This window comes from Arthrobacter sp. MAHUQ-56 (assembly GCF_019710585.1).
Lineage (GTDB): Bacteria > Actinomycetota > Actinomycetes > Actinomycetales > Micrococcaceae > Arthrobacter.
In genome coordinates this window covers 44,743-61,476 of the sequence record NZ_JAIFZQ010000019.1, presented here as the reverse complement: position 1 = coordinate 61,476, position 16,734 = coordinate 44,743, and the positions used below count along the sequence as shown (strand labels likewise).

Annotated in this window: 13 protein-coding genes; 6 read left to right on the top strand and 7 right to left on the bottom strand. The window is 60.9% G+C overall.

All coding sequences use genetic code 11. The features are described 5' to 3' along the window. Positions 1 to 613: 613 nt before the first annotated feature. Complete coding sequence (locus K4G53_RS12355) at positions 614 to 922, bottom strand: hypothetical protein (RefSeq protein ID WP_221386004.1); 309 nt, start codon at positions 920 to 922, stop codon at positions 614 to 616. A gap of 265 nt (positions 923 to 1,187) precedes the next feature. On the opposite strand from K4G53_RS12355, the gene K4G53_RS12350 reads away from it, so the two are divergent. From K4G53_RS12350 to K4G53_RS12325, 6 genes are all read left to right on the top strand, one after another. Further along, positions 1,188 to 1,586, top strand: coding sequence for a MobC family plasmid mobilization relaxosome protein (locus K4G53_RS12350; protein WP_260323577.1), 399 nt, complete (start codon positions 1,188 to 1,190; stop codon positions 1,584 to 1,586). Between the two features lie 2 nt (positions 1,587 to 1,588). Beyond that, a complete protein-coding gene (locus K4G53_RS12345) occupies positions 1,589 to 3,220 on the top strand; it encodes a relaxase/mobilization nuclease domain-containing protein (protein ID WP_221386003.1) in 1,632 nt (543 codons plus the stop codon). 30 nt (positions 3,221 to 3,250) lie between these two features. After that, entirely contained in the window at positions 3,251 to 4,480 is a 1,230-nt protein-coding gene (locus K4G53_RS12340; protein ID WP_221386002.1) for a hypothetical protein, read from the top strand. 286 nt (positions 4,481 to 4,766) lie between these two features. After that, positions 4,767 to 5,816 (top strand): PDDEXK nuclease domain-containing protein, encoded by a 1,050-nt coding sequence (locus K4G53_RS12335; protein ID WP_221386001.1) that lies wholly within the window; start codon positions 4,767 to 4,769, stop codon positions 5,814 to 5,816. Between the two features lie 97 nt (positions 5,817 to 5,913). Further along, on the top strand, positions 5,914 to 6,381 hold the full coding sequence (locus K4G53_RS12330; protein WP_221386000.1) for an alpha-hydroxy acid oxidase: 468 nt from the start codon (positions 5,914 to 5,916) through the stop codon (positions 6,379 to 6,381). A 254-nt stretch (positions 6,382 to 6,635) separates the two neighbouring features. Then, entirely contained in the window at positions 6,636 to 7,847 is a 1,212-nt protein-coding gene (locus K4G53_RS12325) for a 4-hydroxybenzoate 3-monooxygenase (RefSeq protein ID WP_221385999.1), read from the top strand. A 920-nt stretch (positions 7,848 to 8,767) separates the two neighbouring features. On the opposite strand, the gene mgrA is transcribed toward K4G53_RS12325, so the two are convergent. The 6 genes from mgrA to K4G53_RS12295 form a co-directional block, all read right to left on the bottom strand. Next, entirely contained in the window at positions 8,768 to 9,790 is a 1,023-nt protein-coding gene (gene mgrA / locus K4G53_RS12320; RefSeq protein WP_221385998.1) for an L-glyceraldehyde 3-phosphate reductase, read from the bottom strand. 208 nt (positions 9,791 to 9,998) lie between these two features. Further along, positions 9,999 to 10,943 (bottom strand): cyclase family protein, encoded by a 945-nt coding sequence (locus K4G53_RS12315; RefSeq protein ID WP_221385997.1) that lies wholly within the window; start codon positions 10,941 to 10,943, stop codon positions 9,999 to 10,001. A gap of 75 nt (positions 10,944 to 11,018) precedes the next feature. After that, positions 11,019 to 12,215, bottom strand: coding sequence for an ABC transporter ATP-binding protein (locus K4G53_RS12310; protein ID WP_221385996.1), 1,197 nt, complete (start codon positions 12,213 to 12,215; stop codon positions 11,019 to 11,021). 88 nt (positions 12,216 to 12,303) lie between these two features. Then, positions 12,304 to 14,100, bottom strand: a complete 1,797-nt coding sequence (locus tag K4G53_RS12305; protein WP_221385995.1) for an iron ABC transporter permease — start codon at positions 14,098 to 14,100, stop codon at positions 12,304 to 12,306. A 38-nt stretch (positions 14,101 to 14,138) separates the two neighbouring features. Continuing rightward, on the bottom strand, positions 14,139 to 15,269 hold the full coding sequence (locus tag K4G53_RS12300; RefSeq protein WP_221385994.1) for an ABC transporter substrate-binding protein: 1,131 nt from the start codon (positions 15,267 to 15,269) through the stop codon (positions 14,139 to 14,141). A gap of 462 nt (positions 15,270 to 15,731) precedes the next feature. After that, positions 15,732 to 16,733: a sugar phosphate isomerase/epimerase gene (locus K4G53_RS12295; RefSeq protein WP_221385993.1), complete on the bottom strand. Its 1,002-nt coding sequence runs from the start codon at positions 16,731 to 16,733 to the stop codon at positions 15,732 to 15,734. Position 16,734 lies beyond the last annotated feature (1 nt).

The following is a 16,734-nucleotide window of genomic DNA, read 5'->3' as shown; positions in this document are numbered from 1 at the left end:
CGAACAACGCTACCGCGGTCTCGCGCTGTTCATCAGATAACGAACTACTCTCCTGCATAAAACTGCTCCCCGATAGAAGGACCGATTTCTCAGTCCAACTTTCGGGGAGCAGTTCACTGACGGGTGTCGGCCTTCCTTGTTTGCCGGTCAGGTTGACTGGTTTGTCACTCTTTTGCTGCTGCTGGTGCCATTGCTTGGATCACGCGGACCTGCGGAAGCTGGTGGTGATTAGCGCCGCCCTGCAGCTTGTGGTTGTCACCGCCCTGTACCGCCCGCGAAGCCCCCCTGTGCTTTAGAAGCCAGCACCTGGGAGTGGTTCCGTGTCCGCCCCAGGATGAGGCGCTGTGTAGTCCCGTGTCGTCCCTGCTGAAGAAAACCCGAGCGCTCTTCAAGGTGCGCCGGCAGCGGCGGCCTTTGACCATGGGGAAGGCTGCCGCTGGCACCCCGCGACCGTCGAGGCTGTGCACATACGCCGGCCCCGGCGGTGACGTTCGTGCGGGTGGTGAGCCGGCGTCTGTGTGCAGCCGGTCCGGTGGGTCCCGTCGTCCACCTGTGTGCGGGAAAAGCCCAAAGGGTATAGCTTTTGCCGTGCCCAGGTGGGCGAGGGGCAGGCTTACTCCGACCCGATTTCCCCACCATTGGAGGATGGCGTGCTGTCGTCTGCAGTGCGCGTGGTGGCCGGCTTCCGTCGCCGCGCTGCGGCCCCGGATTCGAGCCCGAGCTTCTTCAGTTCCTCGGGACTCCACCCGTCCTTGGTGGCGCGAACGTAGGCACGTTTGTCCTCACGCTCGGCGTCCGCGAGCTGCTCGCGCAGGTCGGTGATGCGTTGCCTGGTCTTGACCAGGTTCGTGACGGACTCGATGCGCGAATCCAGCAGGGCGCGGGCCTGGTTGCGGGTCTGTTCAATATCGATGGTCGGCATGATCCCACCGTAACCACAAGGCAAGCCGATTGTGTTGGAGCGACGCGCAGCGGCGGTCCAATTCGCGGCCCGGCCAAGGGTGTGAGCCGCTAAAAGGGCCTGAGGTCACTTCGCCGGAGCAAGCTATACATTTACACGGGCGTAAATGGTGTGTCGCTCACGGCCCGGTGGTTGTTTGCTTGGCACACTGGCTTGTGTGGTCCCCGGTTTCGGGTTCGCTGCGCTGGGCTGGAGTGCTGTGTCGTTCGAGGGATTGGGGGAGTGCGTGTCTGAAGAAGATGAGAAGCGTTCCCCAGTGTCCCGGCTTTCGAAGCGGCGGCGCGCGAATTCGCCGGCGGGGACGAAGAAGCGACGTGATGTGTGGGTGACCGCGGAGGAAGAGGCGGCCCTGGTTGCGAAGGCTGCCCGGCAGAAGGTCACTGTCCCGAACCTGCTGCTGAGCGCTGCGTTGTCGGAAGGCTCGGAGACTCCGACGGAGCGGCGGGCGGCGATGGCTGAGCTGATGGCGATCCATACGTTGTTGGCGCGGGTGTCGAACAACGTGAACCAGATCGCCCGGCACGCGAACGCCGGCGACGAGTTTCCCCAGGACGCCAAGGCGGCACTGGCCTATGTGCGCGAGGTTGCGGTGCGGATTGACCGGACGATTGAGGGGCTGATGTAGGGATGATTCCGAACATCACCCGTGGATCCAGGATGTCCGGGCTCATGCTGTACCTGGCCTCCACGGACACGGATAAGACGAAGAACGCGCATACCGACCCGCACCTGGTCGCGGGGGACGCGGCGATCATGGCGTGGTACGACGACGGCGTCTTGGACAAAGAGGACGCGGCGGCGATCGCGAAGCACCTGGACCAACCCCGCAAAGCTTTCGGTGTTGAGGTGCTGCAGAAGGATTTCCGCTGGGATCCGGTCAAGAAGGAACGCGTACCGAACGGGCACAAGCACGCCGATGTGTGGCACTGCTCGCTGAGTCTCCGCGCTGAAGAGGGCGCCCTAACGGATCAGCAGTGGGGTGACATCGCGAACGACTTCGTGGACGCGATGGGTTTCACCGAGGCCAGCGGAAAAGCCCAGTGCCGGTGGGTTGCGATCAACCACGGCACGAGTGAGAACGGCAACCACCACATCCACATTGCCGTGTCCCTTGTCCGTGAGGACGGCACCAAAGCGTCCACCCACGGTGACTACAAACGGGCCCAGCAAACCTGCCGGGAACTGGAAACCAAGTACGGGCTCGAGGAACTCTCCAGCGTCCATGCCACCCGCGGTTACGACCGGGCCGAGAAGGCCACCGCCATCCGCGACGAACGCGAGATGCACCGCGCCTCGATCTCCCGCAAGGTCAGGGCCTGCGCCACAGCTTCAGCCACCGAAGCTGAGTTCGTCCGCCGGGCCAGGGACACCGGCCTCCTGGTCCGTCCGAGGTATGCGAAGAACACCACCGATGTGATTACCGGATACGCGGCAGCTGAGCGTCCGAAGCCGGGACAGAAGCCCGTGTGGTTCGGCGGCAGTTCCCTGGCAAGCGACCTGGGTCTCGGTCAGCTCCGGCAGCACTGGGCCGACAGCCCGCAGGGTGCGACCGAGGCAGCGGCGGAGTGGAATGCCGCTGCGCGCAACAAGCGCAAGGTACACAAGACCGGCCCCGAGAGAACGGCGCCGGCAGCAGACGTTTGGGTGGAATACACCCGCAATGCCACCGCTTTGGCTGATGAACTGCGCAAGATCCCGCGCGATGATCACGCAGCCTGGGCCAAGGCAGCCCGGGAGGTTTCCGGTGCCTTCGCGGCCTGGTCCTACCGGCTGGAGCCGACCCCCGGCCCGCTCGCCGCCACCGCCGCGGAACTGTCCCGCACAGCCCAGCTCCGCGCCCCAAGACAGCACGGCAAACCCGTCGCCCTGCCCTCCATCGCCGGCACGGCCATGCTGTTCATGGCAGCGTCAAGCAAGAACAAGACGGCCGCGCAGACGGCACTCATGGTGCAGCTGATCAACACCGCCTTCGCGGTGTATGAAATGCACGCCCAGTCCGGCCGTGCCAGGGAAGCACAGCGCATCCGGTCAGTGGTTGAAAACCAGCTGGCCCCGTTCACCGCGACGATGCCCAAACCTGTCCTTGTAGGAGGTGGACAGAAGCCGGAACTGCCGGTCCAACCGAGGGCAGTGGATATTGCCCGCCGCGGCCTGGCCCCGATCCGTCCCGGTTCCGTGGTCCCCACGACACCGACACCTGCAACACCCGCGAAGACCCATCAGCCGAGCCGGGAGACCGGGCCGGGACTCGACCGATAAGAATCACACCACTAGTGCAAGGGGAACACCATGAGTGAATCAGACGGCATCGACGACTTTCTCGACAACGGAATGCGGCAATCCCTGATGATCGCCGCACGCATCGCCGAGACGCTGGCCCGCCGACGGCAGGAAGCCCAGCGACAGCAGGAACACCTGGACTCCCAAGCGGCTCATGAAGCCCAAACGCGCTGGAGGGCTGAACGGAGCTCAGCCCGCGCTGTCCTCGCACCCGTACAGAAAGACGAGTGGTGGGACAAGGCAGAGCCGGCCGACATCGCCACGGCACACGCCGTCGCCGAAAGCTGGAAAGACCACGACCCCACCATCCTTGAAGCCTCCGCGAAAATCCGCGAAGAAGTCCTCGCCCGGTACGGCATCGACACACACGACGTCGGCACCGACACCGCCTACCTTGAATCGGGAATCGCGACCATCGCAACCGAAAAGGCCCGGCTGGACGAGCTGGCACGCAGCCAGGAACAAGCAAGGAAAGCCGCTGCCGAACACGACAAGGCCATGCAGCTGATCGCTGCCGCGCAGGCAGAGGAACTGCGGGCCCAGGCCACGAAGCTGGCACCGGAAATGGAGCGCCACCAGGTACCCGTGGAGTACCTGGCAAACCCCGAACTGGCACAGGCCCTGCAGCGCGCCCACAACGCGAAAACGCCCAAAGCGACTGCGGTTGCAGACGATGAGATCAAAGAGCGTCTGTTCCTCATCGGCAAGGACGGCATCAACGGCCCCGACATTGAGCAGCTGCGCAAGGAAACCGCCGCGAGCATCAACGGAGCCGGCGATACGCACTTCCAGGACCCCATGTTCGTGAAAGCGGCCAAGGAGATGCACGAAGCCAAGCTCCTGGCCGAGGGCGGCTTCACAGGCTCGCAAGTGGCGTCAGTGGAGCAGCGGTATGAACGGGCCGAAAAGGAACTCTTCGCCCGCCTCGAAGGCGTCGGCCGCGAAATCGAAAACCGCGTCACCGGCAACCACAGCAGCCTTACCGATCAGGGACTCAAAGCAGAAACCGCATCAGCCGCCGGCTACGGCTCAGCCGAACACCACGCAAAATTCGCTGAATCCCTCGAGAACACCGGCGCCAATGCAGCCCAGATCCGCGGGCGGCTCACTGCCGCACGCAGCGAAGGCACCCACCCCAGTGCCGCCGTAACTGCGGACAGGGGGGTCGCCAAGGCAAGGAAGACCCGCCCCGGCAAATCAATGGGGGCGGAACGAGGGAAGAGCGGCCTGAGCAGGTAACCCCTCCCATCCGACCCTGCACTTGTCCCACAGGCTGTGGGACAAGTGCAGACCTCGTCTAAGAGAGAGCAGCCCGCCGTGCGCCGAACCCATGGTGGGCCGGACTCGGTGTGTCAAAGCCGGCTGATCCTCCGTCTGGCGCCCAACTGTCCAAAGTTCTCTGGACTATTTACTTCCAGATTGGAAGCCACGTAGGAGTGAGTTCCGAATTGTCCAAAGTTCTTTGGACTATTTAGGGGTCGGCCGTGCCGAGGTCCCTGTCTGCGCCAACGACTAAGGTGGGGGCGTGCCCCAGATAGAACCTGAACTGCCCAACGGCTATGCCGGCATCCTCGTTTCCCTCAAGGAACTCGTCAGCTCCGCACAGTCGCGTGCTCAGCAGGCCGCAAGCAATGCCATGGTCCAGATGTACTGGGAGATAGGATCCACGATCCTGGAACGACAGGCGGCCCAGCCCTGGGGGACCAAGATGCTGCAGCGATTGGCAACAGATCTGAAATCAGCGTTTCCTCACATGCGTGGATTCTCACGTTCAAACCTCTTCTATATGCGCGCATTCGCAACGGCCTGGGACTTGTCCGACCCCGAGGACAAGGCTCGGGTTGGTGGCCTGCCGTGGGGGCACATCATCGAACTGCTCAAACTGAAGGACCCCGAAATCCGCAATTGGTATGCGGAACGCGCAGGCGAGTACAACTGGAGGCTTGAAGTCCTTGAGCACCAGATCACGACTGGACTTCATCGCAGGGCTGGTGCTGCACCGAACAACCTTGAAGAACGCCTGTCCGAAGATGGGGCGGCCTTGGCACGCAGTGTTGCCAAGGATCCCTTGGTCTTCGACTTCCTGGGCTTAACCAAGGAAGTCGAAGAACTGGCCATGGAGGAGGCCATGACCCAGCGGATGTCTCAGACGTTGGCTGAGTTCGGCCGAGGCTTCGCCTTCTATGGCCGGCAGTTCCACCTCGATGTAGAAGGTGAGGACTTCTACATCGACCTTCTCCTGGTACATGTGCCGACCAACCGTTTTGTTGTCGTGGAACTCAAGTCCGGCAAGTTCAGGCCCGAGCACCTGGGGCAGTTGAATTTCTACGTGGCGGCTGTCAACGACTTGGTGAAGTTCCCAGGGATGGCCCCTACGGTGGGCATACTCGTGTGCGGCTCAAAGCATGAGCCGACAGTCAGGTACGCACTCGACGGGTCCTCCCAGCCCGTCGCCGTTAGCTCCTACACCTACGACTCCCTTCCTCCGGAGGAACGGGCGGCGCTGCCGTCTCCGCAGGCGATTACTGCTGCCCTTGAACAGGGAGCAGTGGCAGATTCCCGTGACGATGACTGAAAACGAGAAACACAAGCTATGAAATGAAGCCTCTGGTGGACCGTTCCTAGCGTCGGCGCCATCCTGGAGCATCTGATCCGGGCAAGAAGCCGCTCCAGTGCAACAAGACCTGGCCGGGTTGCGCGCAAAGTGGCCGCACAAGCTCCTGGTAAAGGGCGTGCTCAGCGCGCGCGATGCCGTCCGTGTCATGGACGCAGGAGCCGACGGCATCATCGTTTCGAACCACGGCGGCCGGCAGCTGGACCGCACCCCGGCAACGCTGGATGTCCTTCCCTCGGTGAGGGAGGCAGTAGGCCCCGAAGCGACCGTCATTCTTGACGGTGGTATCCGGCATGGCCAGGACGTCATCGCGGCTATTGCCTCCGGCGCTGACGCCGCGATGGCTGGGCGTGCATACTTGTATGGGCTCATGGCTGGTGGGGAGCGCGGTGTGGAGCGGGCAATTGAAATCTTGCGCATGGAGTACCAGCGAGGACTTCAGCTAATTGGTCTGGACACAACGAGCAAAATCAGCCGTGACCACCTCCAAACGGCTTCATCGACATTCGCGGCAAGCCACTACTGAGGCTTGGCGGCGTCCCGCAGTGCTTTTCGCCGAACCTATTCTTGACGCGCTTAGCGACAGGTCGACACGGCGCCTTGGGCAGCGCCACTCCTTGATCGTTGCCGGCGTCATCCTATGCCCGTTGGCGGAAGAATGTGTCACTTTGCTTTTTCCATTCAAAGGAATTGCCGTAAGTGTGGTCATCCCTTCTGCCGCACACTGGAATTGGAGAACCACTCCGGCACCGGGCCCCCGCAGCGAAGCGAGATGCAGTCATGGCACGAACAATCATCAGCACACAGGTAGCCATCGTGGGAGCCGGCCCTGCCGGGCTGATGCTGTCCCACCTGCTGGCCAAGGGCGGGATCGATTCGACGGTGATCGAGGTCAGGAGTCACAAGCAGATCTCCGAAACCGTCCGTGCCGGCATCCTCGAGCACGGGACGGCAAACCTGCTGGTGGACAGCGGGGTCTCGGACCGGGTGCTCCGCGATGGTGACCGGCACGACGGCATCGAGCTGCGGTTCAACGGCGAGAGCCACCGCATCGATTTCAAGGGCCTGGTGGGGGAGTCCGTCTGGCTGTATCCGCAGACGGACGTGTTCCTGGACCTCGCTGCACGCAGGAAGGAAGACGGCGGGGACGTGCGCTACAGCGTCACCGACACCACCGTCCATGACCTGGAAGGCAAGCCGAAAGTCTGGTTCACCGACCCCGACGGCGTTGAATACGAGATCCAGGCAGACTTCCTGGTGGGCGCGGACGGCTCCCGCAGCCACTGCCGGTTCCAGATCCCTGAAGCCAACCGCAAGTGGTACTTCCATGAATACCCTTTCGCCTGGTTCGGCATCCTGGCCGAGGCGCCCCGCAGCTCCGACGAACTGATCTACGCCAACTCGGCCAACGGCTTCGCCCTGATCAGCCAGCGCACCGAAACGGTGCAGCGGATGTACTTCCAGTGCGACCCCAAGGAAAACGTGGCGGAATGGGATGACGACCGGATCTGGGCCGAATTCCGCAGCCGCGTCAACGGCAACGGCTTCGAGCTCAAGGAAGGCCCGGTCCTGGAAAAGATGGTGCTGCCGTTCCGCAGCTTCGTCCACACTCCCATGCGCCACGGCAACCTCTTCCTGGCCGGCGACGCCGCGCACACGGTCCCGCCCACCGGCGCCAAGGGCCTCAACCTGGCCATCAACGACGTCAAGGTCCTCTTCGAGGGGCTGGACAGCCACTACAACTCCGGCTCGGACAAGCTCCTTGAGACCTACAGCGAGCGTGCCCTGGGCCGGGTGTGGAAGGCGCAGCAGTTCTCCTACTGGATGACCACCATGCTGCACACTCCGGCCGATGCCGACGATTTCTCCCGTGCCCGCCAGCTCGGCGAGCTCAACTCCGTGGTCTCCTCCCGGCACGGCATGGCTTACCTCGCCGAGGCCTACACCGGCTGGCCCAAGCGGCGACAGAATCGACGGTGTGCGGCCGATTAGAAGTGATTTCTCTATGGACGGTCGCTTCCGAGGCTACGAAGCCCGGGTCTTGCCGCAGAGTCCGACCTGAGTTGGCTCAGGGGCTGCAATTTCGCAGGTACGTCGGTCGTTGGCCTGCGGTGATGTTTGCGGTGGGCGGTTTTCACGCACTAACAGGATTTTGTTCTCGTGTCGCCGTGTGGCATTCATCAGGAGGGTTCTGACGGCTTCCAATGGGACCGGAGTGCAGATCGCGGAGTATGTCCGGGCCGGCGGCGCATCGTTGAGCACGTCGGCTTGGCGCATGCGAAGGCCGAGTTCGGTGCGACCTGCGCCGAACCCGTCTGGGATACAGAGCAGCACCCGGGCTCCTGGCCTACCGTGTGGGCGTACTCCGGCAAGAGAGCCGTCCACGACAACAAGACGCTCACGGCCGGGGAGAACTGGGCCAGCGAGGTCATCGAGGGCCAGAAGGCGGCCCGGACCCCGAGGTCTGTCAAGACTTCCGGCGGGGCGCGCAGCCTCGACAAGGCGTCATTGACGCGTGCCCGGCAACTGGCCGGCCTGAAAGGTTACCTGACGAATATCCCTGCGACCGTCATGGCCGCAGGGGAAGTCACTCAGCATTTACCACGAGCTGTGGGATGTCGAGCAGGCCTTCAGGATGAGCAAACCAACCTGCGCGCCAGGCCCCTGTTTCACCGCAGCCCGCGACGCGAACGAGGCGCACCAGACCATCGCGTTCGCCGCGCTTGCGGTTCCCGGGTTGTCCAGTGCCGGACAGGGCTCACCATCAACGGCACCACCCGGACATTCGCCCCAAGGATTGCCGTCGAGCAGCAAGTCATTCTCGACGCCATCCGGAGCCCATAAGTCACGCACTAAGCAATTGAGCCAAGTCAGGTCCGATGTCAGCTAGTTGGAGATGAACCTGCCGCTTCTCAGGTGCTGTCGGGTTCCACGGCAAATTCGTCGATGGCCTTCAGTTCCTCCTCACTGAATTTCAGGTTCGTGATGGCACCGAGAGTGTCTTCGAGTTGTGTAACACTCGACGCTCCTACCAATGCCGAGGTTACCCGCGAACCTTTTTTCTGGTGGCGAAGGATCCAGGCGATGGCCATCTGGGCAAGAGTCTGGCCGCGATTCTCGGCGATTGCGTTGAGTCCACGGACGCGGGTCAAAGTGTCTTCGGTGAGCGCCGACTCGGACAGGAAGCCCCCCTTGGCCGCACGGGAATCCGCAGGCACACCCCTCAGGTAGCGGTTTGTGAGCAGGCCTTGAGCGAGGGGTGAGTAGGCTATGGATCCGGCTCCCACCTGGTCGAGGGCCTCGTACAGGTTGGGGCTGCCGTTTTCGGTACAGCGGTTCAGCATCGAATACCTGGGTTGGTGGATGAGCAGTGGCGTCCCCATTTCCTTTAGGATCCGGGCAGCCTCAATGGTCTGCTCCGGGGTGTAGGAGGAGATGCCAGCGTAGAGCGCCTTGCCCGAGCGGACCGCATAGTCCAGGGCACCCATGGTCTCTTCCAGCGGCGTTTCGGGGTCCGGCCGGTGGCTGTAGAAGATGTCCACATAGTCCAGGCCCATCCGTTGGAGCGACTGGTCCAGGCTGGAGATCAGGTACTTGCGGGAACCCCACTCGCCGTAGGGGCCGGGCCACATGTGGAACCCGGCCTTGGTGGAGATCACCAGCTCGTCACGGTACGGCTTGAAGTCGTCCCGGAGGTGCCGGCCGAAGTTGGTCTCCGCGGACCCGTCCGGCGGGCCGTAGTTGTTGGCGAGATCGAAGTGGTTCACGCCGAGGTCGAAGGCGCGGCGCAGGATTGCGCGCTGTTCATCAAAACGCTTGTCATCGCCGAAGTTGTGCCAGAGGCCCAGGGAAATGGCCGGAAGCTTCAGGCCGCTACGGCCGACCCGGCGGTAGGGCATGCAATCGTAGCGGTCATCCGCTGCTGAATAAGTCATCTATGCTTTCAGTGGTTGTTTCCGGACAGTACTGGTTGCTGCTCTCTTTGGGCCAGCCATCAGCGCTCTGGGATCTCTTCCAGGTCCTCAGTTATAGTGAAGCGTTTGCAGGTCATACGCACCGCCTTTAACCCGCGGCATCAGCATCGCTGACCAGCACGCCAGTCCTGGGGCGTCAGACTCGAGTTATGGCCTGTGCGTTATCAGACTAAAAAACGGCAATGGGGTTGACGGGGGATCCAGTCCCATTGAAAATCCGCAGTGGGGACACAGTCATCATGAATTCCCAGCGATTCCTCGAAGCACATGCCCTGGAAAGCTCTTCCATGTCCACGTGGTCCAGCAGCCACAGGCCCATAGCAACAATCCCAATCTGGTGGATCGGCGCCGTGTATTTCTCGTACCGGGATGGATAAACCTCGTTCGGCCCATCGCAGGCGATAACCGATATTCTCCGTTCATGAAAGAAGGGAAGTAACTCAGGATCTGGCCCAGCACTGCCGGTGAGTAGCGGATTCAGTGGTCCAGTGACCTTGCGGTGTCCTATCTGTCCTGTGCGGATCATGAGGATATCGCCGGGGCCGACTTCAAATCCGCACTCTCGTTCCGCGGCTTCAATGTCTGACAGCCTGACGCTTTCTTTGCGTGGCACGACGTCGATACCGCGCAGTCTTGGGACATCCACTAGAAGGGCACGCCCGACGATAGCGTCCCGGACGACATCGATACTGAGCGATTTGGCGCCTTCCGAGTTTGACACAAGGGTGGAGGGGAATCCGTTGTACATCCGGCCGTCCCAGAAGAAGTGCGACAGACTATCAAGATGTGTGACGCCGTTTCCGTGGAAGATGAGGCCGAAGTAGTCCGCAGCCATCTGCAGGTTAGGGCCCTCTCCGGGTCGGTAGGCGTCACCGCTTGATGTCATGTAATGATCAGCCGCGTGCGGGACATCCGCAGCAGTTTCATAGGAAATAAGTCGCGAGCAGCCAATGGTCACACCGTCCGTGACGAGCCGAGCAGCGGCGGCGCGTCGTTCAGGCGTGATGTGATTTAGGGTGCCCAACTGGTCATCTTCTCCCCATCGGTTCCAGTTGGAGAGGGATGTCATCCATTTGTCCAGATCTGTTTCCGAGGGCAGCTCTGAGCTTTGCATAGTGCTCCTGTACTTGAAAGGGCGGTCGGGTCATCCCAGCTGAGGGCGAACTACCGGAATCTGATGCATGGTGCGCTAGAAGGCGCTGCTGATAGGCGTGGGCGTCGCAATTTCAGACTGGGAATCAATTGTCATGGACCGTTTCGGTCCGTCGATGCGGGCGGTAGTCCCTTCGCCAGGAAATATGTGGACGAGCTCAGGCGGAAGGCTGATCCAAATCTCGTCCCCTTCAGAAAAGGAGGCTACGCCGTGCCATTTGGCCGTTACCTTGACACCGCTCACATCGAGGTCCCAAACGGTGCAATCGCCAAGGTAGGACCTCGCCTTCACAGTTGCCCGGCAAGTGTTCTTGCCCGCCTCCGTGGCAGGGCGAACGTCTTCTGGACGAATGCCTATGACAATTTCCCTGTCGTCCCCTTGATAGCTGGACCCGGTTACTTCCACGGGACCAAGAGAGGATTGGACGAGCGTTGATTCTTTGCTTGGAGGGGTGAGTAGTTCTCCCTGGATGACGTTCATCTCACCAAGGAATTGGCCAACGAAGGTGCTGTTGGGACGTCCGTAAATTTCAGTGGGGGTTCCGACCTGGATAACGCGGCCCTGATCCATTACCGCCACTCGATCAGCCATCGCCAAGGCCTCGGACTGGTCATGAGTGACGTAAAGGGTTGTGATTCCCAGGCTGCTTGTGATGCGCTTCAAGTCCACCCGAAGCTTTGCCCGAAGCTTCATGTCCAGATTGGACAACGGCTCGTCCATGAGCAGCACTCTGGGCTCGAGAGCGAGGGCCCGGGCCAAGGCCACACGCTGCTGTTGGCCGCCCGACAGCTGGGCGACGGGCCGCTGCTCCTGCTCCTGGAGGTTGAGCAACTGCAGCACCTCATCGACCCGCGACTTGATGACCTTGGGGTCGGGGCGCCGTGCTCCCTTACGCAGGGCAAACTCGATGTTTCCCCTGACGTCGAGATGGGGCCACAGAGCGTAGGACTGAAAGACCATCGCGATCGGCCGTTGCTGAGGCGGAACGTCTTGTCGTGAGCTTGACGAATAAACGGATGTATTGTTGATCCGAATATTGCCCGACGTCGCCGTTTCCAGCCCTGCCACGCACCGAAGGGTCGTAGTCTTCCCCGATCCGGACGCACCAAGCAGAACGAAGAATTCACCCTCTTTTATTGAAAGGTTAACATCCTTCATGGCGTCAACCTGGCGCGTTATCTTTCCCCGCTTCCGCAGGAAAAATGACTTTGTTAAGTTTTCAATTTCGATCATATTTTGAGTCATTTCCTGACCTCACATTATCTGCTGTTCGAAGGGGGGTGACCCGTAAATGGAAGGCCCTCCGCATTCTGGCAGTTTCTTATTTTGATTGACGATCGGAGCGCCGCACGACTATTTCAAAAATAGTGACGACGATGGCTATGGCGACCAACAGGATCACGCCGATTGCAGAGGACAGCGTTCGCTGCCCTGCTTCGCTGAACTTGAAGATCGTTGTCGAAAGTAGCTGGGTACTGTCGGTGCTCAGCATTGCCGGAACCGTCAAGTCGCGCATAGCCAGGAGTGCAACCCAGAACCACGAGAACATCAGTGCCGGTTTGACCAACGGAATCACAATGGAGCTGAATGTTCGCCCTTTGGAAATGCCTGAAGTCGATGCTGCTTCTTCAAGTTCTGGCGCAATTTGGACCATTGATGACGAGATTGTCCTGTTGGCCCACGGGATTTGCCGGGCAACGATAGCAAGGACCAGGATCCAAATTGTCGTGTAAATGGGGACAACCTTGTAAATCAATAGTCCAACGTAGAGGAAGGAAACCGTGCCGACGATCGCCGGTATTGCCACTGAAATCATGATTCCCCCGTCGAGGATCTTCCCTGCACGCGACTTCGTCCGGGTTACCACGAGAGCTGTGCTGGCAGCGATCAACACAGCTACGGTTGGCACTGCGACGACGACGGCAAGCGTGTTTCCGAGGATCGGGGCTATCTCTGCGAAGGCTTGCTTGTAGGCGTCGAAGTTCATGGCTGCAAACGCTGCCGGCGAGGGAGCCTGGAAGTAGGAAAGCACCGAGGACCACAGGAGAGAAAGGACAGGCAGAACAATTGTCAGCAGAATGTAAATGCCAATGAATGCCCACGCGCCAATCTGAGCCTTCCTTGACAGCGGGATGCGCAGCTGCTGGGCGGGTTTTCCGGTAACCAGGATATTCCGCTTCGCCCGCCGCATGGCCCTCAGATAGAGGACCATCAGGACACTGATGATCAGAATGGCAAACATGCCAAGCGCTGCAGCCTGTCCGTATTGCGGCGCCCCACTGGCGGGCTGAACGAGAGCGTACAGCCAGGTTGATAGGACGAACCGCTGTACAGGGAGGCCGAGGACGGCAGCAAAGTCGAACATTTCAATGGCTGCGATAAAGTAGAAGATGGCGGTCGCGATGATCGCCGGGGAAATCAAAGGTAGCGAGATGTGCAGTGTCGTGGACAATCTGCTCAGACCGCTAACTTGAGCAGCCTCCTCCAGCCGGCCGTCCATGGCTTCAAAACTGGGCACCAGCATGAAAAATGCCGGAGTGGAAAGGATAGTTCCTTGAAGAAAGACCATCCAGAACATGTCTGATACGTCAAACACGGGCCCCTGAATTCCGAACCAGTCCCGCGCCAGCAGGTTGGCAAGACCATTGGCGGAATTGAGCCAGTAGGTATAGCCGATCGCTACGATGAACCCAGGCATGGCCACCGGAAGAGTAACCAGAACGAGCAGCAGGCTTCTGCCCCGCAGTGCCGTACGCGCATACAGCCAGGCGAACGGCACTGCGAAGAGAAGCATAAATACGATACTTCCGGCGCCAAGTAGAAGCGTGTTCCCCATAGTTGGCAGGAAGAGCGGATTCAGGAAAACATCAGAAAAGTTGTTCAGTGTTGCTTCGAAGCCTTCGAAAAGCGATGTTCCGTTGAAGGCAGCGATGATCAGAACGATCAGTTGCAGCGAAACAAGGGCAACACCAACCAGCACGAAGAAGCCCACAACGCCGAGGCGAAAGTCTGGCAGCCGCAGTTTCGATGAGTTGCTCGCCGTTGGGCGGCCAGACTCGTCAGGGATTCCTACCGGCGCTACGTCCAGGACTTTTTGGCGTTCACTTGTCTTTGTCATGGGTTCCTCCCACGCCTAACCTTGATGTCGTCTGTCGATCAGCTGAGTCCAAGAGCCTTGGAGAATTTCGGGACCCATTCCGGAACAACTGTGGTTTGGAAATCCACCGGCGCGACCACCACTCCTGCATCATTGGCAATTTCATAGGCCTCGGTGCCCTCGTTGGTGTGTTTGACCCACGTCAGAACCTGGAAAGCAGCTGCCTGTCCGGCTTTGGCTTGCGTCAGGAAGTACGCCAGCAAGGTCGCCGCCGCAGGATGCGGAGCGGATTTGAGTGGTACGGCGCCTGCGGGAATCACGCCCGTCTTCACGTGCGCGGAAGCAATGGGCGCGCCCTTTCCGCGGAGGGGCTCAGAAATAAGGCCGATACCGATGGAGTACTGCCCGTCAGCGACACCCTGCTGAACTTGGCTCAACGAGGGCAGAAGGGCCATCTTCTGATCCTTGACAAGCTTTGTGACCATGTCCACAGCCTGCTGCTGTCCGGTGGCGAGGCCGACTGCCGGCCACATCGTGGGAAGCGGAACGGAGGCGATTTTGCCGGTGTACTTGGGATCGTACAAGTCCTCCCACGACTTCGGGACGTCTTCCTTCTTAACCAGATTCGTGTTGTAAATAATGGCTCGAACCGAATCCTGAATGTACAGCGAGTCAGCGCCGGGAACTTTGAGGATGTCGTCTGCGGGCGCGCCCAGGGCTGCCCAGTCCACTGATGCCGCCTGACCGTTCTGTCCCAGCTGGGAATTGAAGTCCATCGAGGCAACCCAAAGGTCGATCTGCGGAGTCGCCCCTGCCTTGAGGCTCTGGGAGACTTGCTGATAAGCATCGGGCCAAGATCCGAGTGACTGTGTCTGCACCTTCAGGTCAATACCGAAGTACGCGCTTACGGCCTGGGAAAGCATAGCCTGCTGGTCGGCCGTGTATTTAGCGGAGCCGACGAACAAATTTGCCGTTCCCTCGGCTTTGGCTTTCTCGATCAAATCTTTGAGAGCGGGCGTGAAATTCTTCGAAGCCGTTTCACCTTCTGATTTGGCCTGTGCCACTACATCGCCGCCCTTACCACTGCCTGCGGGACTCGTTGCTCCGCCGCCCCCGCAGGCAGTGGCCAACATGGCCACTACGCCTACGGCAAGGGCCGAGCGCAGCATTCGAAACTTTGCACGATTCATGGGTTGTATCCCTTATCTCCGTTGATGGGGTTGCCCTTCCGCGCGTCGCGGAGACAGGGCGATTGGTCATGCTAAGGAAAGCTATAGTAATGCTTTACTGTGATGTAGCGTACGTCGCTGTCCATGGCTAGTCAAGATGCTTTTGAACGGTGGCTGGCCGAAGCCGCGCTGCAACTTTGGCCCAACGAAGGCTACAGATGGAACTTCAAAGGCATAGGCACTTTTCTCAGTCGCTGGGGTGACCGAGTATTTCTCTGCTGTTCGGCTCGTGGCCCCGCTCATGCGGCAGTTAACATGCCGAGCATCGCTGACAGCTACTTCGACGGGGGAGCCGGTAGCGACTGCGATGTCGATCCCGTCAGCGCTGGTCCAGGCGTGTGCCCAGAAGATGCATGGAACCAGCTCGTATACCGCCGCAGGACCATTTCGGCCCGTCGCCTGGACGCACGCCTGCGCACCGGTTCAGTCCTTAGAACTGAAGGCGGCGTCGAAGCTGGTTTGGGAGGCGGGGAAGTCGTATTTCTTGAGGGCTGCGAGGGCTTCGGGGGCGCCGTGGAGGCGGTCCATGCCGGCGTCTTCCCATTCGATGCTGATGGGGCCGTTGTAGCCGATGGCGGCGAGTGCGCGGAAGGAGGCTTCCCAGGGGACGTCGCCGCGGCCGGCGGAGACGAAGTCCCAGCCGCGGCGGGGGTCGCCCCAGGGCAGGTGGGAGCCGAGGACGGTGTTGCGTCCGGTCTGGCGGATCTTGGTGTCCTTGCAGTCCACGTGGTAGATCCGGTCCTTGAAGTCCCAGATGAAGGAGACGGGGTCGATGCCCTGCCACATCATGTGGGAGGGGTCCCAGTTCAGGCCGAACGCTTCGCGGTGGCCGATGGCTTCGAGGGTGCGGACGGTGGTCCAGTAGTCGTAGGCGATTTCGGAGGGGTGGACTTCGTGGGCGAAGCGGACGCCGTTTTCGTCGAAGACGTCCAGGATGGGGTTCCAGCGGTCGGCGAAGTCCTGGTAGCCGGCGTCGATGACTTTTTCGGGGACGGGCGGGAACATGGCGACGTATTGCCAGATGGCGGAGCCGGTGAAGCCGACGACGGTGTCCACGCCGAGGGCTTTGGCGAGCCGGGCGGTGTGTTTCATTTCCTCGGCGGCGCGTTGGCGGACGCCTTCGGGGTCGCCGTCGCCCCAGACCTTGGAGCGGACGATGGCCTGGTGGCGGAAGTCGATGGGGTCATCGCAGACGGCCTGGCCGGTGAGGTGGTTGGAGATGGCCCAGACTTTGAGGTTGTATTTGTCGAGGATTGCGAGTTTGGAGTCGATGTAGCCGGGTTCGTCCCAGCGCCAGGCGTCGAGGTGGTCGCCGGACGCGGCGATTTCGAGGCCGTCGTAGCCCCAGCCGGAGGCCAGGCGTGCGACTTCTTCGAAGGGCAGGTCGGCCCACTGGCCGGTGAACAGGGTAAACGGGCGGGACATG